General features: G+C 52.3%; 38 protein-coding genes. 3 read left to right on the forward strand and 35 right to left on the reverse strand.

The window, feature by feature from the left end; all coding sequences use genetic code 11:
• The 20 genes from rpmD to rpsJ form a co-directional block, all read right to left on the reverse strand.
• Positions 1-180 (reverse strand): 50S ribosomal protein L30, encoded by a 180-nt coding sequence (gene rpmD / locus O1721_RS01545; RefSeq protein ID WP_003863301.1) that lies wholly within the window; start codon positions 178-180, stop codon positions 1-3.
• A 6-nt stretch (positions 181-186) separates the two neighbouring features.
• The gene (rpsE, locus tag O1721_RS01550; RefSeq protein ID WP_003863299.1) at positions 187-687 is read right to left on the reverse strand and encodes a 30S ribosomal protein S5; all 501 of its coding nucleotides are present in this window, start codon (positions 685-687) and stop codon (positions 187-189) included.
• A 14-nt stretch (positions 688-701) separates the two neighbouring features.
• Entirely contained in the window at positions 702-1,055 is a 354-nt protein-coding gene (gene rplR, locus O1721_RS01555) for a 50S ribosomal protein L18 (RefSeq protein ID WP_003863297.1), read from the reverse strand.
• A gap of 9 nt (positions 1,056-1,064) precedes the next feature.
• Positions 1,065-1,598, reverse strand: coding sequence for a 50S ribosomal protein L6 (rplF, locus tag O1721_RS01560; RefSeq protein WP_006178917.1), 534 nt, complete (start codon positions 1,596-1,598; stop codon positions 1,065-1,067).
• A gap of 12 nt (positions 1,599-1,610) precedes the next feature.
• Positions 1,611-2,003: a 30S ribosomal protein S8 gene (rpsH, locus tag O1721_RS01565; RefSeq protein ID WP_006178918.1), complete on the reverse strand. Its 393-nt coding sequence runs from the start codon at positions 2,001-2,003 to the stop codon at positions 1,611-1,613.
• Positions 2,004-2,033: 30 nt separating this feature from the next.
• Entirely contained in the window at positions 2,034-2,339 is a 306-nt protein-coding gene (gene rpsN, locus O1721_RS01570) for a 30S ribosomal protein S14 (RefSeq protein ID WP_003863291.1), read from the reverse strand.
• A gap of 14 nt (positions 2,340-2,353) precedes the next feature.
• On the reverse strand, positions 2,354-2,893 hold the full coding sequence (rplE, locus tag O1721_RS01575) for a 50S ribosomal protein L5 (protein ID WP_003863290.1): 540 nt from the start codon (positions 2,891-2,893) through the stop codon (positions 2,354-2,356).
• Between the two features lie 14 nt (positions 2,894-2,907).
• Positions 2,908-3,222, reverse strand: coding sequence for a 50S ribosomal protein L24 (gene rplX, locus O1721_RS01580; protein WP_003863287.1), 315 nt, complete (start codon positions 3,220-3,222; stop codon positions 2,908-2,910).
• Positions 3,223-3,232: 10 nt separating this feature from the next.
• Positions 3,233-3,604: a 50S ribosomal protein L14 gene (gene rplN / locus O1721_RS01585; RefSeq protein WP_002919748.1), complete on the reverse strand. Its 372-nt coding sequence runs from the start codon at positions 3,602-3,604 to the stop codon at positions 3,233-3,235.
• Between the two features lie 166 nt (positions 3,605-3,770).
• Positions 3,771-4,025 carry a 30S ribosomal protein S17 gene (gene rpsQ / locus O1721_RS01590; protein ID WP_002438707.1) on the reverse strand — a complete coding sequence of 85 codons (255 nt, stop codon included), beginning with the start codon at positions 4,023-4,025 and terminating at the stop codon, positions 3,771-3,773.
• The gene (gene rpmC, locus O1721_RS01595; protein WP_003863282.1) at positions 4,025-4,216 is read right to left on the reverse strand and encodes a 50S ribosomal protein L29; all 192 of its coding nucleotides are present in this window, start codon (positions 4,214-4,216) and stop codon (positions 4,025-4,027) included. Before rpmC ends, rpsQ begins: the two co-directional genes overlap by 1 nt.
• On the reverse strand, positions 4,216-4,626 hold the full coding sequence (gene rplP / locus O1721_RS01600; RefSeq protein ID WP_002919759.1) for a 50S ribosomal protein L16: 411 nt from the start codon (positions 4,624-4,626) through the stop codon (positions 4,216-4,218). Before rplP ends, rpmC begins: the two co-directional genes overlap by 1 nt.
• Positions 4,627-4,638: 12 nt before the next feature.
• Positions 4,639-5,340, reverse strand: coding sequence for a 30S ribosomal protein S3 (gene rpsC / locus O1721_RS01605; RefSeq protein ID WP_000529945.1), 702 nt, complete (start codon positions 5,338-5,340; stop codon positions 4,639-4,641).
• Between the two features lie 17 nt (positions 5,341-5,357).
• Positions 5,358-5,690, reverse strand: coding sequence for a 50S ribosomal protein L22 (gene rplV, locus O1721_RS01610; RefSeq protein ID WP_002919773.1), 333 nt, complete (start codon positions 5,688-5,690; stop codon positions 5,358-5,360).
• A gap of 14 nt (positions 5,691-5,704) precedes the next feature.
• Entirely contained in the window at positions 5,705-5,983 is a 279-nt protein-coding gene (gene rpsS / locus O1721_RS01615) for a 30S ribosomal protein S19 (RefSeq protein ID WP_001138117.1), read from the reverse strand.
• A 16-nt stretch (positions 5,984-5,999) separates the two neighbouring features.
• Positions 6,000-6,821 (reverse strand): 50S ribosomal protein L2, encoded by an 822-nt coding sequence (rplB, locus tag O1721_RS01620; RefSeq protein ID WP_000301859.1) that lies wholly within the window; start codon positions 6,819-6,821, stop codon positions 6,000-6,002.
• A 17-nt stretch (positions 6,822-6,838) separates the two neighbouring features.
• Positions 6,839-7,141 (reverse strand): 50S ribosomal protein L23, encoded by a 303-nt coding sequence (gene rplW / locus O1721_RS01625; protein WP_000617546.1) that lies wholly within the window; start codon positions 7,139-7,141, stop codon positions 6,839-6,841.
• Positions 7,138-7,743: a 50S ribosomal protein L4 gene (rplD, locus tag O1721_RS01630; RefSeq protein WP_000424395.1), complete on the reverse strand. Its 606-nt coding sequence runs from the start codon at positions 7,741-7,743 to the stop codon at positions 7,138-7,140. The genes rplW and rplD overlap by 4 nt, the downstream gene beginning before the upstream one ends.
• 10 nt (positions 7,744-7,753) lie before the next feature.
• Positions 7,754-8,383, reverse strand: coding sequence for a 50S ribosomal protein L3 (gene rplC, locus O1721_RS01635; RefSeq protein WP_003863274.1), 630 nt, complete (start codon positions 8,381-8,383; stop codon positions 7,754-7,756).
• 32 nt (positions 8,384-8,415) lie between these two features.
• A complete protein-coding gene (gene rpsJ / locus O1721_RS01640; RefSeq protein WP_001181005.1) occupies positions 8,416-8,727 on the reverse strand; it encodes a 30S ribosomal protein S10 in 312 nt (103 codons plus the stop codon).
• Positions 8,728-9,107: 380 nt separating this feature from the next.
• Here rpsJ and O1721_RS01645 point away from each other — a divergent pair, with 380 nt between their 5' ends.
• Positions 9,108-9,581, forward strand: coding sequence for a prepilin peptidase (locus O1721_RS01645; protein WP_017383731.1), 474 nt, complete (start codon positions 9,108-9,110; stop codon positions 9,579-9,581).
• Here O1721_RS01645 and bfr read toward each other — a convergent pair.
• From bfr to fkpA, 11 genes are all read right to left on the reverse strand, one after another.
• Positions 9,565-10,041 carry a bacterioferritin gene (gene bfr, locus O1721_RS01650; RefSeq protein WP_003863270.1) on the reverse strand — a complete coding sequence of 159 codons (477 nt, stop codon included), beginning with the start codon at positions 10,039-10,041 and terminating at the stop codon, positions 9,565-9,567. The two genes, O1721_RS01645 and bfr, sit on opposite strands and share 17 nt — an antisense overlap.
• 72 nt (positions 10,042-10,113) lie before the next feature.
• Positions 10,114-10,308 carry a bacterioferritin-associated ferredoxin gene (gene bfd, locus O1721_RS01655; protein WP_003863268.1) on the reverse strand — a complete coding sequence of 65 codons (195 nt, stop codon included), beginning with the start codon at positions 10,306-10,308 and terminating at the stop codon, positions 10,114-10,116.
• Between the two features lie 178 nt (positions 10,309-10,486).
• Positions 10,487-11,671: an elongation factor Tu gene (gene tuf, locus O1721_RS01660; RefSeq protein WP_017693880.1), complete on the reverse strand. Its 1,185-nt coding sequence runs from the start codon at positions 11,669-11,671 to the stop codon at positions 10,487-10,489.
• A gap of 69 nt (positions 11,672-11,740) precedes the next feature.
• The gene (fusA, locus tag O1721_RS01665; protein ID WP_006812195.1) at positions 11,741-13,855 is read right to left on the reverse strand and encodes an elongation factor G; all 2,115 of its coding nucleotides are present in this window, start codon (positions 13,853-13,855) and stop codon (positions 11,741-11,743) included.
• 96 nt (positions 13,856-13,951) lie between these two features.
• Complete coding sequence (gene rpsG / locus O1721_RS01670; RefSeq protein WP_003861706.1) at positions 13,952-14,422, reverse strand: 30S ribosomal protein S7; 471 nt, start codon at positions 14,420-14,422, stop codon at positions 13,952-13,954.
• Between the two features lie 96 nt (positions 14,423-14,518).
• Positions 14,519-14,893, reverse strand: coding sequence for a 30S ribosomal protein S12 (rpsL, locus tag O1721_RS01675; RefSeq protein ID WP_000246815.1), 375 nt, complete (start codon positions 14,891-14,893; stop codon positions 14,519-14,521).
• Between the two features lie 124 nt (positions 14,894-15,017).
• The gene (gene tusB, locus O1721_RS01680; RefSeq protein WP_032649698.1) at positions 15,018-15,305 is read right to left on the reverse strand and encodes a sulfurtransferase complex subunit TusB; all 288 of its coding nucleotides are present in this window, start codon (positions 15,303-15,305) and stop codon (positions 15,018-15,020) included.
• Positions 15,306-15,312: 7 nt separating this feature from the next.
• Entirely contained in the window at positions 15,313-15,672 is a 360-nt protein-coding gene (gene tusC, locus O1721_RS01685; protein ID WP_032649699.1) for a sulfurtransferase complex subunit TusC, read from the reverse strand.
• Positions 15,672-16,058 (reverse strand): sulfurtransferase complex subunit TusD, encoded by a 387-nt coding sequence (tusD, locus tag O1721_RS01690; protein WP_015571410.1) that lies wholly within the window; start codon positions 16,056-16,058, stop codon positions 15,672-15,674. Before tusD ends, tusC begins: the two co-directional genes overlap by 1 nt.
• Entirely contained in the window at positions 16,058-16,780 is a 723-nt protein-coding gene (locus O1721_RS01695; protein WP_003861697.1) for a helix-turn-helix transcriptional regulator, read from the reverse strand. The genes tusD and O1721_RS01695 overlap by 1 nt, the downstream gene beginning before the upstream one ends.
• 167 nt (positions 16,781-16,947) lie before the next feature.
• A complete protein-coding gene (fkpA, locus tag O1721_RS01700; protein WP_003861695.1) occupies positions 16,948-17,766 on the reverse strand; it encodes an FKBP-type peptidyl-prolyl cis-trans isomerase in 819 nt (272 codons plus the stop codon).
• Positions 17,767-18,004: 238 nt separating this feature from the next.
• Between fkpA and O1721_RS01705 the strand changes: the two genes are divergently transcribed.
• Positions 18,005-18,223, forward strand: a complete 219-nt coding sequence (locus O1721_RS01705; protein ID WP_003861693.1) for a protein SlyX — start codon at positions 18,005-18,007, stop codon at positions 18,221-18,223.
• Between the two features lie 51 nt (positions 18,224-18,274).
• Here the strand turns inward: O1721_RS01705 and slyD are convergent, their stop codons facing one another.
• The 4 genes from slyD to kefG form a co-directional block, all read right to left on the reverse strand.
• On the reverse strand, positions 18,275-18,865 hold the full coding sequence (gene slyD, locus O1721_RS01710; RefSeq protein ID WP_003861691.1) for a peptidylprolyl isomerase: 591 nt from the start codon (positions 18,863-18,865) through the stop codon (positions 18,275-18,277).
• Between the two features lie 94 nt (positions 18,866-18,959).
• On the reverse strand, positions 18,960-19,160 hold the full coding sequence (locus tag O1721_RS01715; RefSeq protein ID WP_003861689.1) for a YheV family putative zinc ribbon protein: 201 nt from the start codon (positions 19,158-19,160) through the stop codon (positions 18,960-18,962).
• 13 nt (positions 19,161-19,173) lie between these two features.
• Positions 19,174-20,979 carry a glutathione-regulated potassium-efflux system protein KefB gene (kefB, locus tag O1721_RS01720; protein ID WP_032649700.1) on the reverse strand — a complete coding sequence of 602 codons (1,806 nt, stop codon included), beginning with the start codon at positions 20,977-20,979 and terminating at the stop codon, positions 19,174-19,176.
• The gene (gene kefG / locus O1721_RS01725; protein ID WP_003861686.1) at positions 20,979-21,530 is read right to left on the reverse strand and encodes a glutathione-regulated potassium-efflux system ancillary protein KefG; all 552 of its coding nucleotides are present in this window, start codon (positions 21,528-21,530) and stop codon (positions 20,979-20,981) included. Before kefG ends, kefB begins: the two co-directional genes overlap by 1 nt.
• Positions 21,531-21,662: 132 nt before the next feature.
• Between kefG and O1721_RS01730 the strand changes: the two genes are divergently transcribed.
• A complete protein-coding gene (locus O1721_RS01730; RefSeq protein WP_032649701.1) occupies positions 21,663-23,567 on the forward strand; it encodes an ABC transporter ATP-binding protein in 1,905 nt (634 codons plus the stop codon).
• Positions 23,568-23,581: the final 14 nt, after the last annotated feature.

The following is a 23,581-nucleotide window of genomic DNA, read 5'->3' on the forward strand; positions in this document are numbered from 1 at the left end:
TTACTCCTCAACTTTAACCATGAAGTAAACCGCGTTGACCATACCACGAACAGCAGGAGTATCCTCGCGCTCAACGGTATGACCAATACGACGCAGACCCAGGCCAAGCAGCGTTGCCTTGTGTTTCGGCAGACGACCGATTGCACTGCGGGTTTGAGTGATTTTAATAGTCTTTGCCATGGTCAATTACCCCAGAATTTCTTCAACGGATTTACCACGCTTGGCAGCGACCATTTCTGGAGAATTCATATTTTCCAGGCCATCAATAGTTGCACGAACCACGTTGATCGGGTTGGTGGAACCATATGCTTTAGCCAGAACGTTATGAACTCCAGCAACTTCCAGAACGGCGCGCATTGCACCACCGGCGATGATACCGGTACCTTCGGAAGCTGGCTGCATGAATACACGAGAACCCGTGTGAACACCTTTAACTGGGTGTTGCAGGGTACCGTTGTTCAGCGCGACGTTAATCATATTGCGACGGGCTTTTTCCATCGCTTTCTGGATCGCTGCTGGAACTTCACGCGCTTTACCGTAACCAAAACCAACGCGACCGTTACCATCACCCACTACAGTCAGAGCTGTGAAGGAGAAAATACGACCACCTTTAACGGTTTTAGATACGCGGTTTACCGCGATCAGCTTTTCCTGCAGTTCGCCAGCCTGTTTTTCGATGTGAGCCATCTTACACCTCTACCTTAGAACTGAAGGCCAGCTTCACGGGCAGCATCTGCCAGTGCCTGGACACGACCATGATATTGGAACCCGGAACGGTCAAAGGAAACATTGCTGATGCCTTTTTCCAGAGCGCGTTCAGCTACAGCTTTACCTACAGCTGCTGCGGCGTCTTTGTTACCGGTATACTTCAATTGTTCTGAGATAGCTTTTTCTACAGTAGAAGCAGCTACCAGAACTTCAGAACCGTTCGGTGCAATTACCTGTGCGTAAATATGACGCGGGGTACGATGTACCACCAGGCGAGTTGCACCCAGCTCTTTGAGCTTGCGGCGTGCGCGGGTCGCACGACGGATACGAGCAGATTTCTTATCCATAGTGTTACCTTACTTCTTCTTAGCCTCTTTGGTACGCACGACTTCGTCGGCGTAACGAACACCCTTGCCTTTATAAGGCTCAGGACGACGGTAGGCGCGCAGATCTGCTGCAACCTGACCGATCAGCTGTTTATCAGCGCCTTTCAGCACGATTTCAGTCTGAGTCGGGCATTCTGCAGTGATACCGGCCGGCAGCGGATGCTCAACAGGGTGTGAGAAGCCCAGAGACAGGCCTACTGCATTCCCTTTGATAGCTGCACGATAACCTACACCAACCAGCTGAAGCTTTTTAGTGAAGCCTTCGGTAACACCAACAACCATTGAGTTCAGCAGGGCACGCGCGGTACCAGCCTGAGCCCATCCATCCACGAAACCATCACGTGGACCGAAGGTCAGAGCGTTATCTGCATGTTTAACTTCAACAGCATTGTTGAGGGTACGAGTCAGCTCGCCGTTTTTACCTTTGATCGTAATAACCTGACCGTCGATTTTTACATCAACGCCGGCAGGAATAACGACCGGTGCTTTAGCAACACGAGACATTCTTTCCTCCGATTAGGCTACGTAGCAGATAATTTCGCCACCAAGACCAGCCTGGCGCGCTGCACGATCAGTCATAACACCTTTAGAGGTAGAAACAACTGCGATACCAAGACCAGCCATTACTTTTGGCAGCTCATCTTTTTTCTTATAGATGCGCAGGCCTGGGCGGCTGACACGCTGAATGCTTTCTACAACAGCTTTACCCTGGAAATACTTGAGAGTAAGTTCCAGTTCCGGCTTGGTGTCGCCTTCAACTTTAAAATCTTCGATAAAACCTTCTTCCTTCAGCACGTTGGCAATTGCCACTTTCAGCTTGGCGGAAGGCATGGTGACCGCAACTTTGTTCGCGGCCTGACCGTTACGGATACGGGTCAGCATATCCGCGATCGGATCTTGCATGCTCATCTGTCTTTACTCCCGTGATTCAATTGGTAATTACCAGCTAGCCTTTTTCAAGCCTGGCACTTCACCGCGCATGGCGGCTTCACGCAGTTTGATACGGCTCAACCCAAACTTGCCCACATAACCATGTGGACGACCTGTTTGACGACAGCGGTTACGCTGACGAGACGGGCTGGAATCACGCGGCAGAGACTGCAGCTTGAGAACCGCATTCCAACGATCTTCGTCGGAAGCGTTCACATCAGAAATGATCGCTTTCAGTTCAGCGCGTTTAGCGAAGAATTTATCAGCTAAAGCTACGCGCTTTACTTCGCGTGCTTTCATTGATTGCTTAGCCATTCAGTAACCCTACCTTACTTGCGGAACGGGAAGTCAAAGGCAGCCAGCAGAGCACGGCCTTCTTCATCAGATTTCGCAGTAGTGGTAATGGTAATATCCAAACCACGCACGCGGTCGACTTTATCGTAGTCGATTTCTGGGAAGATGATCTGCTCACGGACACCCATGCTGTAGTTACCACGACCGTCGAAAGACTTAGCGGACAAGCCACGGAAGTCACGGATACGTGGAACAGCAATAGTGATCAGGCGCTCAAGGAACTCCCACATGCGTTCGCCACGCAGAGTTACTTTACAGCCGATCGGATAGCCCTGACGGATTTTGAAGCCTGCAACAGATTTGCGTGCTTTGGTGATCAGCGGTTTTTGACCGGAGATTGCTGTCAGGTCAGCTGCTGCGTTATCCAGCAGTTTCTTGTCAGCGATCGCTTCACCAACACCCATGTTCAGGGTGATCTTCTCGACCCGAGGGACTTGCATGACAGAATTGTAGTTAAACTCAGTCATGAGTTTGTTAACTACTTCGTCTTTGTAGTAATCATGCAGTTTCGCCATCGTACTACTCCAAATTACTTGATAGTTTCGCTGTTAGATTTGAAGAAACGGACTTTTTTACCGTCTTCGAATCTAAAGCCTACACGGTCAGCCTTGCCGGTAGCCGCATTGAAGATTGCAACGTTAGAAACCTGAATAGCAGCTTCTTTTTCAACGATGCCGCCTGGTTGGTTCAGGGCCGGAACCGGCTTCTGATGTTTCTTAACCAGGTTGATACCTTCAACGACAAGTTTGCCGGAAGACAGAACATTTTTTACTTTACCGCGTTTACCTTTATCTTTACCGGTTAACACGATAACTTCGTCATCACGACGGATTTTCGCTGCCATGATTCGCTCCTTAGAGTACTTCTGGTGCCAGAGAGATAATTTTCATGAACTTCTCAGTACGAAGTTCACGAGTTACCGGCCCAAAGATACGCGTGCCGATAGGCTGCTCGCTGTTATTGTTTAAAATAACGCATGCATTACCATCGAAGCGAATGACAGAACCGTCAGGGCGACGAACACCCTTCTTGGTGCGCACCACTACCGCCTTCAGCACATCACCTTTTTTGACCTTACCACGTGGAATTGCTTCCTTGATGGTGATCTTGATGATGTCGCCTACGCCTGCGTAGCGACGGTGCGAGCCACCCAGAACCTTGATACACATTACGCGACGTGCACCGGAGTTGTCGGCGACGTTCAGCATAGTCTGTTCTTGGATCATTTTAGTGCTCCGCTAATGTCAACTACTACCTGAGACTCTAAAATCAGAGCCGTTAAAAAGCCCCATATCGAGGGCGCGGCATTATAACACCGCTTCTGCAATATGGGTAGAAAAAATAAACGGCTCATCGCTGAGCCGTTTATTCGTATTGAGAATGCGTACTCTATTACAGAACCGCTTTCTCTACAACGCGAACCAGCGTCCAGGACTTAGTCTTGGACAGTGGACGGCATTCACGGATTTCAACCTTGTCGCCGATACCACATTCGTTGTTCTCGTCATGTACGTGCAGTTTGGTCGTACGCTTGATGAATTTACCGTAGATCGGGTGTTTCACAAAACGTTCGATAGCTACAACAATGGATTTCTCCATTTTATCGCTAACAACACGACCTTGCAGAGTACGGATTTTATCGGTCATTACGCACCCGCCTTCTGAGTCAGTAAAGTCTTAACGCGCGCAACATTGCGACGCACTTGCTTCAGCAGGTGAGTCTGTTGCAGCTGGCCACTTGCAGCCTGCATACGCAGGTTGAACTGCTCACGCAGCAGGTTCAGCAGCTCAGCGTTCAGCTCTTCAACGCTTTTTTCACGCAGCTCTTTTGCTTTCATTACATCACCGTCTTAGTTACAAAGGTGGTTTTGATAGGCAGTTTCGCTGCTGCCAGGCCGAAGGCTTCACGGGCCAGCTCTTCCGGAACACCGTCCATTTCATAAAGGACTTTGCCCGGTTGGATCAAGGCAACCCAGTACTCCACGTTACCTTTACCTTTACCCATACGAACTTCCAGTGGCTTCTCGGTGATCGGTTTGTCCGGGAATACACGGATCCAGATCTTACCTTGACGCTTAACTGCACGGGTCATTGCACGACGTGCTGCTTCGATCTGACGTGCAGTCAGACGACCACGGCCAACAGCTTTCAGACCGAAAGTGCCGAAGCTAACATCCGTACCCTGCGCCAGACCACGGTTGCGGCCTTTGTGCACTTTACGGAATTTTGTACGCTTTGGTTGTAACATCAGCGACGCTCCTTATTTACGGCCTTTACGCTGCTGCTTTTTAGGTTGAGCAGCCGGTTTTTCCGGTTGTTCAACAGCAGCCATACCACCCAGGATCTCACCTTTGAAGATCCATACCTTAACGCCGATTACACCGTAAGTGGTGTGCGCTTCAGAGGTGTTGTAGTCGATGTCAGCACGCAGAGTGTGCAGCGGTACGCGACCTTCGCGGTACCATTCGGTACGTGCGATTTCCGCGCCGCCCAGACGGCCGCTAACTTCAACTTTGATACCCTTAGCGCCCAGACGCATTGCGTTCTGTACAGCACGCTTCATAGCACGACGGAACATAACGCGACGTTCCAGCTGAGAAGTGATGCTGTCAGCAACCAATTTAGCGTCCAGTTCAGGCTTACGAACTTCAGCGATATTGATCTGTGCAGGAACGCCAGCGATATCCGCTACGACCTTGCGCAGTTTTTCTACGTCTTCGCCTTTCTTACCGATAACGATGCCAGGGCGAGCAGTGTGAATAGTCACACGGATGCTCTTAGCTGGACGCTCGATAACGATACGAGATACAGACGCTTTAGCCAGTTCCTTAGTCAGGTACTGACGTACTTTAAAATCGCTGTCCAGGTTGTCAGCGAATTCTTTGGTGTTCGCAAACCAGGTAGAGTTCCATGGTTTTACAATACCCAGGCGAATACCATTAGGATGTACTTTCTGACCCATTGCTAGTCTCCAGAGTCTCAGCGATCGGACACAACCACAGTAATGTGGCTGGTGCGCTTCAGGATGCGATCTGCACGACCTTTCGCACGCGGCATAATGCGCTTCATGCTTGGGCCTTCATCTACGAAAATTTTCGCGACTTTCAGATCGTCGATGTCAGCGCCATCGTTGTGTTCAGCGTTAGCAATGGCAGATTCCAGTACTTTCTTGACCAATACCGCAGCTTTCTTGTTGGTATAGGTCAGGATGTCCAGGGCCTGCGACACTTTCTTACCGCGAATCAGGTCAGCAACAAGGCGAACCTTCTGTGCAGAAGAACGAGCATGGCGATGTTGAGCTAAAGTTTCCATCTCTTCCTCCTACCTTATTTCTTCTTCGCTTTTTTATCAGCAGCGTGGCCGCGATAAGTACGAGTCGGTGCGAATTCACCCAGTTTGTGACCAACCATTTCGTCGGTAACAAAGACTGGAACGTGCTGACGACCATTATGGACAGCGATGGTCAAACCGATCATGTTAGGAAAGATCGTTGAACGACGGGACCAAGTGCGCAGGGGCTTCTTGTCTCCGCTTTCCACCGCTTTCTCTACCTTCTTCAGCAAGTGCAGGTCAATAAAAGGACCTTTCTTGAGAGAACGTGGCATGGCTTATCCTCTAAAATTATTTGCTACGGCGACGTACGATAAATTTATCAGTACGCTTGTTGCTGCGGGTCTTCTTACCTTTGGTCTGAACGCCCCACGGAGTTACCGGGTGCTTACCAAAGTTACGACCTTCACCACCACCATGTGGGTGGTCGACTGGGTTCATCGCAGTACCGCGAACGGTAGGACGAACACCACGCCAGCGTGCAGCACCAGCTTTACCCAGAACGCGCAGCATATGCTCAGCATTGCCAACTTCGCCCAGAGTAGCGCGGCAGTCTGCTTCGACTTTACGCATTTCACCAGAACGCAGACGCAGGGTGACATAAGCACCGTCACGCGCAACGATCTGAACGTAAGTACCCGCGGAACGCGCCAGCTGACCGCCTTTACCTGGTTTCATTTCTACGTTATGAACGGTAGAACCAACCGGGATATTGCGCATCGGCAGGGTGTTGCCTGCTTTGATTGCAGCATCAACGCCAGACTGAATCTGGTCGCCAGCTTTCAGGCCTTTAGGGGCCAGGATGTAACGGCGTTCGCCATCTTTGTACAGAACCAGCGCGATGTTCGCGGAACGGTTCGGATCGTACTCAAGACGCTCAACAACTGCTGGGATACCGTCTTTGTTGCGTTTGAAGTCAACAATACGATAAGCCTGCTTGTGGCCACCACCGATGTGACGAGTGGTGATACGGCCATTGTTGTTACGACCACCGGATTTGCTGTTTTTTTCCAGCAACGGAGCAAAAGGTTTGCCCTTGTGCAGCTCAGGGTTAACCACTTTAACTACGTGGCGACGACCCGGAGATGTCGGTTTACATTTAACAACTGCCATTGTATTACTCCTCCGACTTACTCAGCGCCGCCAACGAAGTCCAGGTTCTGGCCTTCTTTCAGGGTGACGTAAGCTTTTTTCCAGTCGCTACGACGACCGATACGCTGTCCGTGACGTTTAACTTTCCCTTTAACTACCAGGGTGTTAACGACTTCGACTTCGACTTCAAACAGTTTCTGCACAGCAGCTTTGATCTCTGCTTTGGTCGCGTCTTTAGCAACTTTGAGAACGATGGTGTTTGTTTTTTCCATCGCAGTAGACGCTTTTTCAGAAACGTGCGGTGCGCGCAGCACCTTCAGCAGACGTTCTTCACGAATCATGCCAGCATCTCCTCAACTTGCTTAACAGCATCAGCAGTCATTACGACTTTGTCGAAGGCGATCAGGCTAACCGGGTCGATACCAGTCGCGTCGCGTACGTCAACCTTGTGCAGGTTACGCGCGGCCAGGAACAGGTTCTCGTCCAGCTCACCGGTGATGATCAGCACATCTTCCAGAGCCATGTCTTTCAGTTTCTGTGCCAGCAGCTTAGTTTTAGGCGCTTCAACAGAGAACTTCTCGACAACGATCAGACGATCCTGACGTACCAGTTCGGACAGAATGCTTTTCAGCGCGCCGCGGTACATCTTTTTGTTAACTTTTTGACTGTGGTCCTGTGGACGCGCAGCGAAGGTCACGCCACCTGAACGCCAGATCGGGCTCTTGATAGAACCTGAACGCGCACGGCCGGTACCTTTCTGGCGCCATGGCTTTTTGCCTGAACCAGTTACTTCAGCACGAGTCTTCTGAGCACGAGTACCCTGACGAGCACCAGCTGCATAAGCAACAACAACCTGGTGAACCAGCGCTTCGTTGAAATCACGACCGAAGGTAGTTTCGGAAACAGTCAGCGCGCTCTGCGCGTCTTTCAATACTAATTCCATTGCTATCCCCTTACGCCTTCACAGCTGGTTTAACGATCAGGTCGCTACCGGTTGCACCCGGGACCGCACCTTTAACCAGCAGCAGGTTGCGCTCAGCGTCAACACGTACTACGTCCAGGCTCTGAACGGTTACACGTTCGTTGCCCAGCTGACCTGCCATTTTCTTGCCTTTGAACACTTTGCCCGGAGTCTGGTTCTGACCGATAGAACCCGGAACGCGGTGAGACAAGGAGTTACCGTGAGTAGCGTCCTGGGTACGGAAGTTCCAGCGCTTAACGGTACCAGCAAAACCTTTACCTTTAGAGGTACCGGTTACGTCAACTTTTTTAACGTCAGCAAACAGCTCAACGCTAATGTCCTGACCTACGGTGAACTCTTCGCCTTCAGCAAGACGGAATTCCCACAGACCACGGCCAGCTTCAACGCCAGCTTTAGCGAAGTGACCCGCTTCTGGTTTGGTTACACGGTTAGCTTTTTTAGCACCAGTGGTAACCTGAATAGCGCGGTAGCCATCGTTAGCCAGATCTTTAACCTGAGTAACGCGGTTTGCTTCAACTTCGATTACGGTTACTGGGATAGAAACGCCATCTTCAGTGAAGATGCGGGTCATACCCACTTTTTTACCGACTAAACCAATCATTGTTTCAACCTCTCAATCGCTCGATGACCTGATTAACCCAGGCTGATCTGCACGTCTACACCGGCAGCCAGATCCAGACGCATCAGAGCATCAACGGTTTTCTCAGTTGGCTCAACGATGTCAACCAGACGCTTGTGAGTGCGGATTTCGTACTGATCACGCGCATCTTTGTTAACGTGCGGAGAGATCAGAACGGTAAAGCGCTCTTTGCGGGTCGGCAGCGGGATCGGACCACGGACTTGCGCACCAGTGCGCTTAGCAGTCTCGACGATTTCCGCGGTTGATTGATCGATCAGACGATGATCAAACGCTTTAAGGCGGATACGGATTCTTTGGTTCTGCATGAGACCAGAGCTCCAATTATTTTATAAACGAAAATGATTACTCCTCAAACCCATTACGATTGATGGGAGAGTGTAACCGTTCTTACGTAGCTCCCCAATTGGGAGCATTGTTGAGTAACAAAGTGAGCTACTCTGGTTCAGATTGAACCCGCCGTCAATTACGACAAGCCCGCGCATTATACGTAAATCAGAGAAAGACGCAAGTGCCGTTTAGAAATTAAGCGCCAAAGACGTACTATACGTAAGGCCGCGCAATTTTTTATGCAAAGTATCCCTTCTCAACTCTTTGTCTGAAGCCGCTACGCAATTGCTGTTTTTACACATTGCCGGGCATGCAGATTATTACGAGTATGCGCTCAAACCATTTTGAGGCTCTCGCTATGCTACTGTCCCTCCCCTTTCTGCTGATCTATTTTGCGTTATCGGCCTTGCTTGTTCGCACCGATATTCGCACGGGGCTTCTTCCCGATAAATTTCTTTGCCCGCTGCTGTGGACGGGCCTGCTCTACCAGCTTTGTCTCCATCCTGATTTTTTGCCGAGCGCGGTAGTGGGTGCGATGACAGGATATGCCGGATTCGCCATTATCTATTGGGGATACCGGCTCATCTGCCGACGTGAAGGGATGGGATATGGCGACATAAAATATCTGGCGGCGCTGGGGGCATGGCATGGCTGGTGTGTACTACCAATACTGGCATTAGTGGCCGCGTTAATGGCTCTGCTGTATCTGGTTGCTTTCTCGTTGTTTACCCCTGATAAGCAGGCATTAAAAAACCCACTGCCTTTTGGGCCATTTCTGGCGGCAGCGGGTTTATGCGTTGGCTGGGAAAGCCTGATTAACTTTCCACTTTGATCTGAGACTGAAGGTAGTTCTGTAGGCCAATTTTGCTAATGAGATCCAGTTCGGTCTCAAGCCAGTCGATGTGCCCTTCTTCATCGGCCAGGATCTGGATCATCATATCGCGGCTGACGTAGTCATGTACGCTGTCCGCATAGGCAATGGCTTCACGCAGATCTTTTGCACCCTCCAGCTCCAGCCGGAGATCAGAACGCAGCATCTCTTCGACATCTTCTCCGATGCCCAGTTTTCCGAGATCCTGTAGGTTAGGAATGCCTTCGAGGAATAAAATACGCTCAATGTATTTATCGGCGTGTTTCATTTCATCAATGGACTCATGGTATTCAACATCGTTGAGGCGAGTCAGTCCCCAGTTTTTAAACATTCTTGCATGGAGAAAATACTGATTGATTGCGACAAGCTCATTTCCCAATAATTTATTGAGATAACTTATGATTTTAACATCACCTTTCATTATATAGTCCCTCCGCTTCCACTCATTGAAGCGTAGATCGGGCTACGGGGATGTCAAAAAAAAGATAGAGGCTTACGCGATCTCTTTGAATTCCGGGATCTGCATCAGTTCGTCCTGCATGATCTCACGCGCTGCGCGAACGCATTTACCGCATTGATTTCCCACCGGAACAAACTTGCGAAGCTGCTGGAAAGATTGTGGTTGAAACTGGCGAACGGCCTGACGAATTTTTTTGTCGCTTACACCATTACATAAACAAACGTACATAAAGACTCCCGTTCAAAATATGCGCAAAGTGTAAGTGAGAATGGTTATGATTACAATAGCACGGGCTTCGGAATACGTGGCGGGAGAAAGCAAAAAATGCGAATTTTTATGACAATGCCCCAACGGCAGAAAACAAAAAAGGACGCCGGAGCGTCCTTTTTATTTCAGGGATAATTAATTAGCCCAGAACTTTAGCAACAACGCCCGCGCCAACGGTACGGCCGCCTTCACGGATTGCGAAACGCAGACCGTCGTCCATCGCGATTGGGTGGATCAGCGTCACAACCATCTTGATGTTGTCGCCTGGCATTACCATCTCTACGCCTTCTGGCAGTTCGATGGTACCGGTCACGTCAGTTGTACGGAAGTAGAACTGTGGACGGTAGCCTTTGAAGAACGGAGTATGACGGCCGCCTTCGTCTTTGGACAGAATGTACACTTCAGATTCGAACTTGGTGTGTGGCTTGATTGAGCCTGGCTTCGCCAGAACCTGACCACGTTCGATTTCTTCACGTTTGATACCACGCAGCAGAACACCAACGTTCTCACCAGCACGGCCTTCGTCCAGCAGTTTGCGGAACATTTCAACGCCAGTACAGGTAGACTTCGCAGTCTCTTTGATACCAACGATTTCAACTTCTTCACCCACTTTGATGATACCGCGCTCTACACGACCGGTAACAACGGTACCACGACCGGAGATGGAGAATACGTCTTCGATTGGCAGCAGGAATGGCTTGTCAATCGCACGCTCTGGTTCTGGGATGTAAGAATCCAGGTAGCCAGCCAGTTCGATGATTTTCTCTTCCCACTCTGCTTCGCCTTCCAGCGCTTTCAGCGCGGAACCACGAACGATTGGAGTGTCGTCGCCTGGGAAATCGTACTGAGACAGCAGTTCACGAACTTCCATCTCTACCAGTTCCAGCAGCTCTTCGTCATCAACCATGTCACATTTGTTCAGGAACACGATGATGAAAGGAACGCCTACCTGACGACCCAGCAGGATGTGCTCACGAGTCTGAGGCATAGGGCCGTCAGTCGCAGCAACAACCAGGATCGCGCCGTCCATCTGCGCAGCACCGGTGATCATGTTTTTAACATAGTCGGCGTGGCCTGGGCAGTCTACGTGTGCGTAGTGGCGAGTCGGGGTGTCATACTCAACGTGAGAGGTGTTGATGGTGATACCACGAGCTTTTTCTTCTGGTGCGTTATCGATCTGGTCGAAAGCACGAGCAGCACCGCCGTAGGTTTTAGCCAGTACGGTGGTGATTGCAGCAGTCAGGGTAGTTTTACCATGGTCAACGTGGCCGATAGTACCAACGTTGACGTGCGGTTTTGTACGTTCAAATTTTTCTTTAGACACGGCTATATTCCTTACTATAGTGCTCTCCCCTTCGGAGAGAGCACGGGACTTAGGTTTTAATCCTGTGGATTACTTACCACGGGCTTCGATAACGGCCTGAGCAACGTTGTTCGGCGCATCATCATACTTCAGGAATTCCATAGTGTATGATGCACGACCTTTGGTCAGAGAACGCAGCTGAGTCGCATATCCGAACATTTCAGACAGCGGAACTTCAGCGTGGATCTTAACGCCAGTTACTTCGGATTCCTGACCACGCAGCATACCGCGACGACGGCTCAAGTCACCGATAACGTCACCGGTGTTCTCTTCAGGAGTTTCTACTTCAACCTTCATGATCGGCTCAAGCAGAACTGGTTTTGCTTTCTTAAAGCCTTCTTTAAAGGCAATAGACGCAGCCAGTTTAAACGCCAGTTCAGAGGAGTCAACGTCGTGGTAAGAACCGAAGTGCAGACGAACACCCATGTCTACAACCGGGTAACCAGCCAGAGGACCAGCTTTCAGCTGCTCCTGGATGCCTTTATCAACGGCAGGGATGTATTCGCCAGGAATTACACCACCTTTGATGTCGTTGATGAACTCGTAACCTTTAGGGTTAGAGCCCGGCTCCAGTGGGTACATGTCGATCACAACGTGACCGTACTGACCGCGACCACCAGACTGCTTAGCGTGTTTACCTTCAACATCGGTAACTTTCGCGCGAATCGCTTCGCGGTAAGCAACCTGAGGTTTACCCACGTTCGCTTCAACGTTGAATTCACGCTTCATACGGTCAACGATGATGTCCAGGTGCAGTTCACCCATACCAGCGATGATGGTCTGGTTAGATTCTTCATCAGTCCATACGCGGAATGATGGGTCTTCTTTCGCCAGACGGCCCAGAGCCAGACCCATTTTTTCCTGGTCAGCTTTGGTTTTTGGTTCAACTGCGATGGAGATTACCGGCTCAGGGAATTCCATACGCTCCAGAATGATCGGGTGATCCGGGTCACACAGGGTGTCACCAGTGGTCACGTCTTTCAGACCGATAGCAGCAGCGATGTCGCCCGCACGAACTTCTTTGATCTCTTCACGTTTGTTAGCGTGCATCTGTACGATACGGCCAAAACGTTCACGCGCCGCTTTCACGGAGTTCAGGATGGTGTCACCGGAGTTAACCACACCAGAGTAAACGCGGAAGAAGGTCAGGTTACCCACGAATGGGTCGGTAGCAATTTTGAACGCCAGTGCAGAGAACGGCTCGTCATCACTTGCGTGACGCTCAGCCGGAGTATCTTTACCGTCGTCCAGGATGCCGTTGATCGCAGGAACGTCAACCGGGGATGGCAGGTAGTCAACTACCGCATCCAGCATCGCCTGAACACCTTTGTTCTTGAACGCAGAACCACAGGTTACCAGGATGATTTCGTTGTTCAGAACGCGCTGACGCAGAGCAGATTTGATCTCTTGCTCAGACAGTTCTTCACCACCCAGGTATTTCTCCATCAGCTCTTCAGAAGCTTCTGCTGCGGATTCGATCAGGTTCTGGTGCCATTCGTCAGCCAGGTCCTGCATCTCTGCCGGGATATCTTCGTATTCGAAGGTAACGCCCGCATCTGCTTCGTTCCAGTTGATGGCTTTCATTTTCACCAGGTCGATAACGCCGGTGAAACCTTCTTCAGCACCAATTGCCAGCTGAAGCGGAACAGGGTTCGCGCCCAGACGGGTTTTGATCTGGCCAACAACTTTCAGGAAGTTAGCACCCATACGGTCCATTTTGTTAACGAACGCGATGCGTGGAACTTTATATTTGTTTGCCTGACGCCATACGGTTTCAGACTGTGGCTGAACACCACCAACTGCGCAATAAACCATTACCGCGCCGTCAAGAACACGCATGGAACGTTCTACTTCGATGGTGAAGTCAACGTGCCCTGGGGTGTCGATGATGTTTACGCGATGCGGTTCGTACTGCTTAGCCATACCTGACCAGAATGCAGTAGTCGCTGCGGAGGTGATAGTAATACCACGCTCCTGCTCCTGTTCCATCCAGTCCATGGTGGCTGCGCCGTCATGAACTTCACCGATTTTATGGTTTACACCGGTGTAGAACAGAATACGTTCGGTAGTAGTGGTTTTACCGGCGTCGATGTGCGCACTGATACCGATGTTACGGTAGCGTGCGATGGGTGTTGTACGAGCCATTTGATTCCTCGTTTATATCTTTAGGCGTTCAGTTAAGTTACCCAGAGCGGGCGGCTTCTCTGAAGCGCCCGCCTGGTGACTACGACTCCGAAGGGATTACCAACGGTAGTGTGCGAACGCCTTGTTGGCTTCTGCCATACGGTGAACGTCTTCACGTTTCTTAACTGCGGTACCTTTGTTTTCCGCAGCATCAGAAAGTTCGTTCGCCAGACGCAGAGCCATGGATTTATCACCGCGTTTACGAGCAGCTTCAACGATCCAACGCATTGCGAGAGCATTACGACGAACCGGACGAACTTCAACTGGAACCTGATAAGTAGAACCACCAACGCGGCGAGACTTAACTTCTACAGTCGGGCGCACGTTGTCGAGAGCGACTTCGAAGGCTTCCAGTTCATTTTTACCAGAACGCTGAGCCAGGGTCTCCAGCGCGCTGTATACGATTGCTTCTGCGGTAGATTTTTTACCATCTACCATCAGGATATTTACAAATTTTGCCAGCAGTTCTGATCCGAATTTCGGATCTGGAAGAATTTTACGCTGACCAATGACGCGACGACGTGGCATGGGATTACTCCGTTGTTAATTCAGGATTGTCCAAAACTCTACGAGTTTAGTTTGACATTAAGATAAATCAGTTTGGCCTTACTTAACGGAGAACCATTAAGCCTTAGGACGCTTCACGCCGTACTTGGAGCGAGCCTGCTTACGGTCTTTAACACCTGAGCAGTCCAGCGCACCACGAACGGTGTGGTAACGAACACCCGGAAGGTCTTTAACACGACCGCCACGGATCAGGATCACGGAGTGCTCCTGAAGGTTGTGACCTTCACCACCGATGTAGGAAGTCACTTCGAAACCGTTAGTCAAACGCACACGGCATACTTTACGCAGTGCGGAGTTTGGTTTTTTAGGAGTGGTGGTATATACACGAGTACATACGCCACGTTTCTGCGGGCAGGCTTCCAGCGCAGGCACGTTGCTTTTTGCAACTTTGCGTGCACGTGGTTTGCGTACCAGCTGGTTAACTGTTGCCATTAAATAGCTCCTGGTTTTAGCTTTTGCTTCGTAAACACGTAATAAAACGACCTCATACAATATGAGGACGCGAAATTTTAGGGCTACGTCGAAAAGGTGTCAAGAAATATACAGCGATCTCAAATCACCAGTTCATTTGACTGGCGTGCGTCACAGTAAGATTGACGAAATCAGTATAGCCAACCACGTCAATTTTGGCTGAAATTTGACCAGAAAGACCCCGCGCATCCAGATCCTCTTTCAGCGCAGAGACTGTTATGGGGGCATTCGCGAGGATTTCAACAAAAAGGCTGCCTTCAAGCGCCGCGAGCACGCCATCCTGAATCAGCAGCAGATCATCATCTTCGCGCAGCATGCTCAGTAACGTGTCGATATCGCATTGCCACGGTGAACGGCTCAGGGTATGGAGCATGACAGCCTCAGAAAGTCAGAACGGTATTGTAGTGAGAGAGTTGTTCGCGCAGCGCAGCAGATGTCAGGATCGTCACGTCCAGCACGAACGGTGTTTTCTCGTTTAACCCACGCGCGGCCAGCGAATCGGCGCACACATAGAAGGTTTCAATGTCATAGAGCGGCAGAACTTTAAAGGTCGCAATGTAGTCGCGCGCAAGAATGGCCTGCGGTTGTTGGCCAGCCAGAAGCTGGAATACGCCATCGCCTAAAAAGAAGACGCCAATATCTTCGGTTAAAGCCGATGTCGCGAGCAATGCATCCAGCCCTTCCCGGCCTGAAGCGCTGCCATGCGGCGCAGAAGTAAAAACAAACGCTACGCGCTTCATCAAAATTGCACCACTCTGTCGCAGGTCAACGCCGCCTGTGCCAGGGCACCTAGTCCGCTGAGCGAAAAGCCCGGTTGCAGGTTAGCCCCCGCCAGACCAAGGCGTTCGGCTTCGGTCACATCCGTCACGCCGCGACGCAGTGCCGCCGCGACGCAGATATGCAGGTCAACGCCCTGCGTTTCGTTTAATTTTTGCCAGGCGCGCACGAGGTCAAACTCATCGCTCGCCGGAGACGTAAACTGGTTCGCGTTATATACGCCTTCGCGATAAAAGAAGACGCTTGCCAGTTCATGACCGGCATCAAGCAGCGCATGGGCAAACTGTAGCGCGCTGCTGGCCTGCTGGGTACCGTACGCCGGGCCCGTCACCATTAACGCAAAACGCATTACTTGTCTTGTCCCAGGAAGTCGCCGCTTTTGAACTGGCGAATATAGAGGTAAACCGTGTGTTTGGAGATATTCAGGCGATCGGCCACCTGGTTGATGGCATCTTTGATATCAAAAATCCCTTTCTCATAGAGGTTCAGGACGATCTGACGATTCTTGGCGTTGTTGGATACGTTGCGATCGGCATTCACCTCTTCAATGGTGAACTCCAGCGTCTGGGTCACGAGATCCTCAACCGAAGAAGCAAAGTTCACCGATGAGCCCACGTCCGGCGTTTCGGGCGGGATGAAGGTGCTCATGATTTGCGAGAATGGCACATCAAGGTTCATGTTGATGCACAGCAAACCGATTACCCGGTGTTCGCGATTTCGAATCGCGATCGTTTCTGATTTCATCAGCACGCCACTTTTGGCGCGGGTGAAATAGCATTTTGAGACGCTGCTGTCCGCGCCGGTCATGTCATGCAACATACGCAATGCAAGGTCGGTGATTGGCGAGCCAATTTTACGGCCAGTGTGCTCGCCATTCGCAATGCGGATAGCGGAACACTTAAGATCTTGCAGGGAATGCAATACGATTTCGCAGTGGGAACCAATGAGCATCGCTAACCCGTCCACTACCGCTTCATAGGATTTCAGAATATCGAAGTCGGTCTGGTCAAATGGACGTTGATCCAGCAAATCAAGTTCACTGGTTTCGTTGGTTAAAAGCGACCTGGACATGAAAAAAACACTCCTTTTCAGGAGCCTGTCGTTAGGTTTTCAGGGCAGGCTCATTATCTACACGGACAACTAAATTAATACAGCGTGTATAACGCTTTCCAGTGTTAATTATATCTGCCCCACAATAAAAAAACCGCCGCCTGTAAAGGCGGCGGTTTTTTTCAGCATTACTTCTTAGCTGCTGCGGCTTTGTCGTCAGCCGGTGCGTCTGTTTTCGCATCCGCTTTCGGCGCCGGTTTGATGTCCAGCAGTTCTACATCAAATACCAGCGTGGAGTTAGCCGGGATACCCGGAACGCCGGTTTTGCCGTAAGCCAGATCCGGTGGGATGACCAGCTTGATTTTACCGCCTTTCTTGATGTTCTTCAGGCCTTCGGTCCAGCCCGGGATCACACCATCCAGACGGAAGGAGAGAGGCTCACCGCGGGTATAAGAGTTATCGAACTCTTTACCGTCGATCAGCGTACCTTTGTAGTTCACCACAACGGTGTCGCTGTCTTTAGGCGCGTCGCCGGTACCTTCTTTCTCAACTTTATAGATCAGGCCAGTAGAAGAGGTTTTAACGCCTTTCTCTTTCGCGAACTTGTCGCGGTAGGCTTTGCCTTTCGCTTCGTTATCTTTAGCGTCTGCTTCCATCTTGGTCTGAGCGGCGCCTTTCACGCGCGCTTCAAACGCTTGCAGAGTCTGCTCGATTTCCTGGTCAGACAGTTTGCTCTTGTCTGCGAACGCATCCTGAACCCCTGCGATCAGCTGGTTTTTGTCCAGTTTGATGCCCAGTTTCTCTTGTTCTTTCAGAGAGTTTTCCATGTAACGACCCAGAGACGCGCCAAGTGCGTAGGCGGATTTCTGGTCGTCATTTTTGAATGCCGCTTTGCTGTCTGTAGTCGCAGCAGGCTTCGCAGCAGTATCAGCAGCGAAAGACAGCGGCGCATTGAGCGCTACAGCCATAGTGGTCGCCAGCAGCGTAACTTTAAACAGTGATTTCATCCATATCTCCAGGACCTGAGGTCTCTCACCCCAGTGTTAAACGTAAATGAGTGACGTACTATAAAACGTTGCGGAAGAAATCTACAGACAGACTCCCCCGAATGTCGCTTCTTTTCAGACTATTTTTGTTTAAATAAGTTTCTTGTCAGGGAGATGGATACTGTACTTAAGGAAAAAGTCAGCTAAACTTCGCCGCCGCTGGTCCATTATGGCGAATGAGAGATAAACGAGGTGAATGATGAAGGATACAACGATCGAAGCGAGACTGGCTGAGCTGGAAAGCCGCCTGGCTTTTCAGGACATCACCATCGAAGAACTGAATCAGACCGTGACGGCCCATGAGCTTGAAATGGCAAAACTGCGCGATCACATGCGCCTGCTGACGGAAAAGCTGAAGGCCACGCAGCCGTCAAACATTGCCTCTCAGTCAGAAGAGACGCCACCACCTCATTATTGAGGCGTAAAAAAAGCGGGATTATCCCGCTTTTTTATTTTCCGGAGTACGGAATCAGTGGCAACCGCAGCCGCCGTTACCGCAACCACCTTTACCGTGGCCGTGGTCATGACCATGGTCGTGGCCGTGACCACCGCAGCAGCCGTCGTGGCCGTGATCGTGGTCATGGTCGTGACCGTGCGCACCGTGAACGTGGCCATGAGCCAGCTCTTCTTCGGTCGCTTCACGGATCGCAACAACTTCTACGTTGAACTTCAGGTTCTGACCCGCCAGCATGTGGTTGCCGTCAACCACAACGTGGTCGTCTTCCACTTCAGTGATTTCAACCGGCACCGGACCCTGGTCAGTTTCCGCCAGGAAGCGCATGCCAACCTGCAACTCGTCAACGCCCATGAATACGTCTTTAGGAACGCGCTGAACCAGGTTGTCATCATACTGACCGTAAGCGTCGTTCGCGCCTACAGCAACGTCGAATTTGTCGCCAACTTCATGGCCTTCCAGCGCCGTTTCCAGGCCGGAAATCAGGGAACCGTGACCATGCAGGTAGTCCAGCGGCGCACTCACCGGAGACTCATCAACCAACACACCGTCTTCTGTACGTACCTGATAGGCCAGGCTGACCACCAGGTCTTTTGCTACTTTCATGATATCTCCTGAGCGTGGGAAAATTGCTGGCGCAGATTGTAGCGGAAATCTGCACCCGTGTACCCTTAAGCTTAAAAAAACTCAGAGCATATCGCTAGTCTGGATGAAAAATGCCGATCACTTGCTCTTCTTTGCGAACGTGATCGCGGGCTTCTTTATCGGCCTCACGCATCTGGTGACCGCACTTAACACATTCAACGATATCGATATTATTTTCACGCCACATGGCCAGCGTATCTTGCGCCTGGCAGGATGGGCATTTTGCGCCCGCGATAAAGCGTTTACGTACAGCCATCTTTCGTTACCCTTTATTCAAATTCATCCCAGCCGTCGAGCTGGCGTCGTTCCTGTTGCATCTCACGCTGGAAGATCTCCTCCAGTTCGCGACGCGCTTCCCGCACGCGGGAGATCTGCGCCGTGTCGCTGTGCACGGGCATCAGTTCACGCAGCATTCGCATATCCAGCCGGCGGAAATGCATCTGGGCGCGTTGCGCCTGGTGAGGATGCATACCCAGCGAAACCAGCGCCTTGCGTCCCAGCTCCAGCGCGCTGGAGAAGGTTTCGCGGGAGAAGTGTTTCACACCCGCCTGCAAAAGTTCGTGAGCCTCCACACGTCCACGCGCACGCGCCAGAATATGCAGATGCGGGAAATGCTGCTGGCACAGCTCCACCAGCTTCATCGTATCTTCCGGATCGTTGCAGGTGATGATGATGGACTCCGCAGCCTCTGCCCCCGCCGAGCGCAACAGCTCAAGCTGCGTCGCATCGCCGTAGTACACCTTATAACCATATTTGCGCATCAGGTTGACGGCGCTGATATCGCGCTCCAGCACCGTGATGCGCATTTTATTCGCCATCAACAGGCGACCAATCACCTGTCCGAAGCGACCAAAGCCCACGACGATCACCTGCGGTTTATCATCTTCCACCCACGGCGCTTCGTCTTCATCGTCTGCGGGATTCAGGCGGCGCGACAGCAGTTTGTCCACCAGCTTCATCAGCAGTGGCGTGGTCATCATCGACAACGTAACCGTCACCAGCAGCAGCGCCATCTGGTCATCTTTGAACAGCTTCTGAGACGACGCCGTGGAAAACAGCACAAACGCAAATTCTCCACCCTGGCTTAACACGCTGGAAAACTGCATTCTTTCCGAGCTGCGCAGCCCGTAAATCCTCGCGAGGAGATACAGCACCAGCGTTTTGACCGCCACCAGCACGGCGACACTCGCAATAACCCACAGCAGATGGGTATAGAGCACGCCAAGATTAAGCGCCATACCCACCGAGATAAAGAACAACCCTAACAGCAGCCCCTTAAACGGATCGATGGCGGTCTCCAGCTCGTGGCGGTACTCGCTTTCCGCAAGCAGCACCCCGGCGATAAACGTCCCAAGCGCCATCGACAGCCCCAGCGCATCCATAAACAGCGCTGAGCCAAGCACCAGCAGCAGCGTTGCGGCGGTGAATACCTCGCGCACGCCGGATGCGGCAATAAACCGGAATACCGGACGCAGTAAAAACCGTCCGCCGATCAGCATCCCCGCGAAGGCCAGCACCTTCATGGAGATCTTCATCCAGTCGAAATGATCGTCTCCGGAGCCCGCCAGCAGCGGCACCAGCGCCAGCGCCGGGATCACCGCTAAATCCTGGAACAGCAGCACCGAAAAACCCAGCTGCCCCGCCTCGTTGCGGTTCATCCCTTTGTCGCGCATCAGCTGAAGCGCCATCGCCGTCGACGACATCGCAAGACCGATCCCGCCAATCACCGCGGCCTGCCAGGAAAACTGCGTCAACATCAGCAGTCCCGCGAGAATGGCCGCGCTGAGTAACACCTGCGCCGCCCCGACGCCAAAAATAGATTGCCGCAGTTGCCACAGCTTGGCGGGGTTCAGCTCCAGCCCGATGATAAACATCAGGAAGACCACGCCCAGCTCGGAGAAGTGGAGAATTTCATCCACATCGCTGATAAACCCAAGCCCCCAGGGGCCAATGGCGATCCCCGCCAGCAAATAGCCCAGCACCGCGCCAATGCCGAGACGCGCGGCAAGCGGGACCGCGACGACGGCGGCAAACAAAAACAGCACCCCGGCAAGGAGTAAATTCGAACCGTCCATTAGCGTCCTCCCGCCGGAATCGGTGACGCCAGCCATTCGCCATAGGCCCTGGCATGGCTCGCCAGTGCTTTCGGATCCTGCCGCCGTGCCCAGTAGATAATAATCGGGCTCATCCAGTGCATACGGCACATCGCCGCCGTCAGCTCAAACGGCCGCAGAATGTCGCTCATGGGGTAACGGTTCAGCCCGTCGTGACGGTAAGCGCTTTCCGGCTCACCGGTGGTAATGACACTCCGCCAGTACTTTCCCGCCAGCTGGTTGCCCCCCACCCCGCTGGAGAAGCCCCGGCTCAGCACGCGGTCCAGCCACTCTTTGAGCAGCGCCGGACAGCTGTAGGTATAAAGCGGATGCTGGAACACAATCACGTCGTGCTGACGCAGCAGTTCCTGCTCGTAAGGAATATCGATAAAAAAATCAGGATAGTGCGCGTAGAGATCGTGCACCGTTACATTACTGAGCTGTGTGGCCGGCTTAAGCAGCACCCGGTTCGCCACCGAGTCCTGTGATTCCGGATGGGCATACAGCAGCAGCACTTTCGCTGTCTGAGACATCACTCCCCTCCCGGTTCTGTTTTTGTGTATTGTTGTCGTTTTGGGCTACCATGGCGGCCCGGTGGGGAAAATGGCCCACACCTTACATTATCATAATGACAAATTAACATAGTCGGAACATACGGCGCTTCTATGATTGTTTTCTCCTCGTTACAAATTCGTCGCGGCGTGCGCGTCCTGCTGGATAACGCGACTGCTACCATCAACCCGGGCCAAAAAGTGGGGCTGGTCGGCAAAAACGGCTGCGGTAAATCCACCCTGCTGGCGCTGCTGAAAAACGAGATAAGCGCGGATGGCGGTAACTTTACCTTCCCGGGCAACTGGCAGCTCGCCTGGGTGAACCAGGAGACGCCCGCGCTGAGCGAACCCGCGCTCGACTATGTTATCGACGGCGATCGTGAATACCGCAAGCTCGAAGCGGAACTCAATGCCGCCAACGAACGTAACGACGGCCACGCCATCGCCACCGTCCACGGCAAGCTGGACGCCATCGATGCCTGGACCATTCGCTCCCGTGCCTCCAGCCTGCTGCACGGTCTGGGTTTCAGCAACGAACAGCTTGAACGCCCGGTGAGCGATTTCTCGGGCGGCTGGCGCATGCGCCTTAACCTGGCCCAGGCGCTGATCTGCCGCTCCGACCTTTTGCTGCTCGATGAACCAACCAACCACCTCGATCTTGATGCGGTTATTTGGCTGGAGAAGTGGCTCAAGAGCTATCAGGGCACTCTGATTCTGATCTCTCACGACCGCGACTTCCTCGATCCGGTAGTGGATAAAATCATTCATATCGAACAGCAAAGCATGTTCGAATACACCGGCAACTACAGCTCTTTCGAGCGCCAGCGCGCGACGCGCCTTGCCCAGCAGCAGGCGATGTATGAAAGCCAGCAGCAGCGCGTGGCGCACCTGCAAAGCTTTGTGGATCGCTTCAAGGCCAAGGCGTCAAAAGCCAAGCAGGCGCAGAGCCGCATCAAGATGCTGGAACGCATGGAGATGATCGCCCCGGCGCACGTGGATAACCCGTTCCACTTCAGCTTCCGCGAGCCTGAAAGCCTGCCTAACCCGCTGCTGAAGATGGAGAAGGTCAGCGCGGGCTATGGCGATCACATTATTCTCGATTCCATCAAGCTCAACCTGGTGCCGGGTTCACGTATTGGTCTGCTGGGGCGCAACGGTGCCGGTAAATCGACGCTGATCAAACTGCTGGCGGGCGAGCTTAACCCGGTCAGCGGCGAAATCGGGCTGGCGAAGGGCATCAAGCTAGGCTACTTCGCCCAGCATCAGCTGGAATTTTTACGCGCGGATGAATCGCCGATCCAGCACCTGGCGCGCCTGGCGCCGCAGGAGATGGAGCAGAAACTGCGCGACTACCTCGGCGGCTTTGGCTTCCAGGGCGATAAGGTGACGGAAAACACCGAGCGTTTCTCCGGCGGCGAAAAAGCCCGTCTGGTGCTGGCGCTGATCGTCTGGCAGCGTCCAAACCTGCTGCTGCTTGATGAACCGACCAACCACCTCGATCTCGACATGCGCCAGGCGCTGACCGAAGCGCTGATAGAGTTCGAAGGGGCGCTGGTTGTCGTATCGCACGACCGCCACCTGATCCGCTCCACCACCGACGATCTCTACCTGGTGCACGGCGGCAAAGTGGAGCCGTTCGACGGCGATCTGGAAGACTACCAGCAGTGGCTGACGGACGTGCAGAAGCAGGAAAACCAGCCGGAAGAGTCAGCGAAAGACAACGCCAACAGCGCCCAGGCGCGTAAAGACCAGAAGCGCCGTGAAGCGGAACTGCGCACCCAGACGCAGCCGCTGCGTAAAGAGATTGCCCGTCTCGAAAAAGAGATGGAAAAGCTCAACGCCACGCTTGCTGCCGTCGAAGAGAAGCTGGGCGACAGCGAACTGTACGATCAGAGCCGCAAAGCGGAGCTGACGGACTGTCTGCAAACTCAGGCGAAAGCCAAATCCAGCCTCGAAGAGTGCGAAATGGCATGGCTGGACGCGCAGGAACAGCTGGAAGCGATGCTGCAAGCCGACTAACACGCCGGGAGGGT

The sequence above is a fragment of the Enterobacter cloacae complex sp. HYC033_NIDB genome (assembly GCF_056673335.1).

Coding starts and splice junctions, on each gene's coding strand:
- rpmD (WP_003863301.1), bottom strand. CDS start 180: ATGGCAAAGACTATTAAAATCACTCAAACCCGCAGTGCAATCGGTCGT.
- rpsE (WP_003863299.1), bottom strand. CDS start 687: ATGGCTCACATCGAAAAACAGGCTGGCGAACTGCAGGAAAAGCTGATC.
- rplR (WP_003863297.1), bottom strand. CDS start 1,055: ATGGATAAGAAATCTGCTCGTATCCGTCGTGCGACCCGCGCACGCCGC.
- rplF (WP_006178917.1), bottom strand. CDS start 1,598: ATGTCTCGTGTTGCTAAAGCACCGGTCGTTATTCCTGCCGGCGTTGAT.
- rpsH (WP_006178918.1), bottom strand. CDS start 2,003: ATGAGCATGCAAGATCCGATCGCGGATATGCTGACCCGTATCCGTAAC.
- rpsN (WP_003863291.1), bottom strand. CDS start 2,339: ATGGCTAAGCAATCAATGAAAGCACGCGAAGTAAAGCGCGTAGCTTTA.
- rplE (WP_003863290.1), bottom strand. CDS start 2,893: ATGGCGAAACTGCATGATTACTACAAAGACGAAGTAGTTAACAAACTC.
- rplX (WP_003863287.1), bottom strand. CDS start 3,222: ATGGCAGCGAAAATCCGTCGTGATGACGAAGTTATCGTGTTAACCGGT.
- rplN (WP_002919748.1), bottom strand. CDS start 3,604: ATGATCCAAGAACAGACTATGCTGAACGTCGCCGACAACTCCGGTGCA.
- rpsQ (WP_002438707.1), bottom strand. CDS start 4,025: ATGACCGATAAAATCCGTACTCTGCAAGGTCGTGTTGTTAGCGATAAA.
- rpmC (WP_003863282.1), bottom strand. CDS start 4,216: ATGAAAGCAAAAGAGCTGCGTGAAAAAAGCGTTGAAGAGCTGAACGCT.
- rplP (WP_002919759.1), bottom strand. CDS start 4,626: ATGTTACAACCAAAGCGTACAAAATTCCGTAAAGTGCACAAAGGCCGC.
- rpsC (WP_000529945.1), bottom strand. CDS start 5,340: ATGGGTCAGAAAGTACATCCTAATGGTATTCGCCTGGGTATTGTAAAA.
- rplV (WP_002919773.1), bottom strand. CDS start 5,690: ATGGAAACTTTAGCTCAACATCGCCATGCTCGTTCTTCTGCACAGAAG.
- rpsS (WP_001138117.1), bottom strand. CDS start 5,983: ATGCCACGTTCTCTCAAGAAAGGTCCTTTTATTGACCTGCACTTGCTG.
- rplB (WP_000301859.1), bottom strand. CDS start 6,821: ATGGCAGTTGTTAAATGTAAACCGACATCTCCGGGTCGTCGCCACGTA.
- rplW (WP_000617546.1), bottom strand. CDS start 7,141: ATGATTCGTGAAGAACGTCTGCTGAAGGTGCTGCGCGCACCGCACGTT.
- rplD (WP_000424395.1), bottom strand. CDS start 7,743: ATGGAATTAGTATTGAAAGACGCGCAGAGCGCGCTGACTGTTTCCGAA.
- rplC (WP_003863274.1), bottom strand. CDS start 8,383: ATGATTGGTTTAGTCGGTAAAAAAGTGGGTATGACCCGCATCTTCACT.
- rpsJ (WP_001181005.1), bottom strand. CDS start 8,727: ATGCAGAACCAAAGAATCCGTATCCGCCTTAAAGCGTTTGATCATCGT.
- O1721_RS01645 (WP_017383731.1), top strand. CDS start 9,108: ATGCTACTGTCCCTCCCCTTTCTGCTGATCTATTTTGCGTTATCGGCC.
- bfr (WP_003863270.1), bottom strand. CDS start 10,041: ATGAAAGGTGATGTTAAAATCATAAGTTATCTCAATAAATTATTGGGA.
- bfd (WP_003863268.1), bottom strand. CDS start 10,308: ATGTACGTTTGTTTATGTAATGGTGTAAGCGACAAAAAAATTCGTCAG.
- fusA (WP_006812195.1), bottom strand. CDS start 13,855: ATGGCTCGTACAACACCCATCGCACGCTACCGTAACATCGGTATCAGT.
- rpsG (WP_003861706.1), bottom strand. CDS start 14,422: ATGCCACGTCGTCGCGTCATTGGTCAGCGTAAAATTCTTCCAGATCCG.
- rpsL (WP_000246815.1), bottom strand. CDS start 14,893: ATGGCAACAGTTAACCAGCTGGTACGCAAACCACGTGCACGCAAAGTT.
- tusB (WP_032649698.1), bottom strand. CDS start 15,305: ATGCTCCATACCCTGAGCCGTTCACCGTGGCAATGCGATATCGACACG.
- tusC (WP_032649699.1), bottom strand. CDS start 15,672: ATGAAGCGCGTAGCGTTTGTTTTTACTTCTGCGCCGCATGGCAGCGCT.
- tusD (WP_015571410.1), bottom strand. CDS start 16,058: ATGCGTTTTGCGTTAATGGTGACGGGCCCGGCGTACGGTACCCAGCAG.
- O1721_RS01695 (WP_003861697.1), bottom strand. CDS start 16,780: ATGTCCAGGTCGCTTTTAACCAACGAAACCAGTGAACTTGATTTGCTG.
- fkpA (WP_003861695.1), bottom strand. CDS start 17,766: ATGAAATCACTGTTTAAAGTTACGCTGCTGGCGACCACTATGGCTGTA.
- O1721_RS01705 (WP_003861693.1), top strand. CDS start 18,005: ATGAAGGATACAACGATCGAAGCGAGACTGGCTGAGCTGGAAAGCCGC.
- slyD (WP_003861691.1), bottom strand. CDS start 18,865: ATGAAAGTAGCAAAAGACCTGGTGGTCAGCCTGGCCTATCAGGTACGT.
- O1721_RS01715 (WP_003861689.1), bottom strand. CDS start 19,160: ATGGCTGTACGTAAACGCTTTATCGCGGGCGCAAAATGCCCATCCTGC.
- kefB (WP_032649700.1), bottom strand. CDS start 20,979: ATGGACGGTTCGAATTTACTCCTTGCCGGGGTGCTGTTTTTGTTTGCC.
- kefG (WP_003861686.1), bottom strand. CDS start 21,530: ATGTCTCAGACAGCGAAAGTGCTGCTGCTGTATGCCCATCCGGAATCA.
- O1721_RS01730 (WP_032649701.1), top strand. CDS start 21,663: ATGATTGTTTTCTCCTCGTTACAAATTCGTCGCGGCGTGCGCGTCCTG.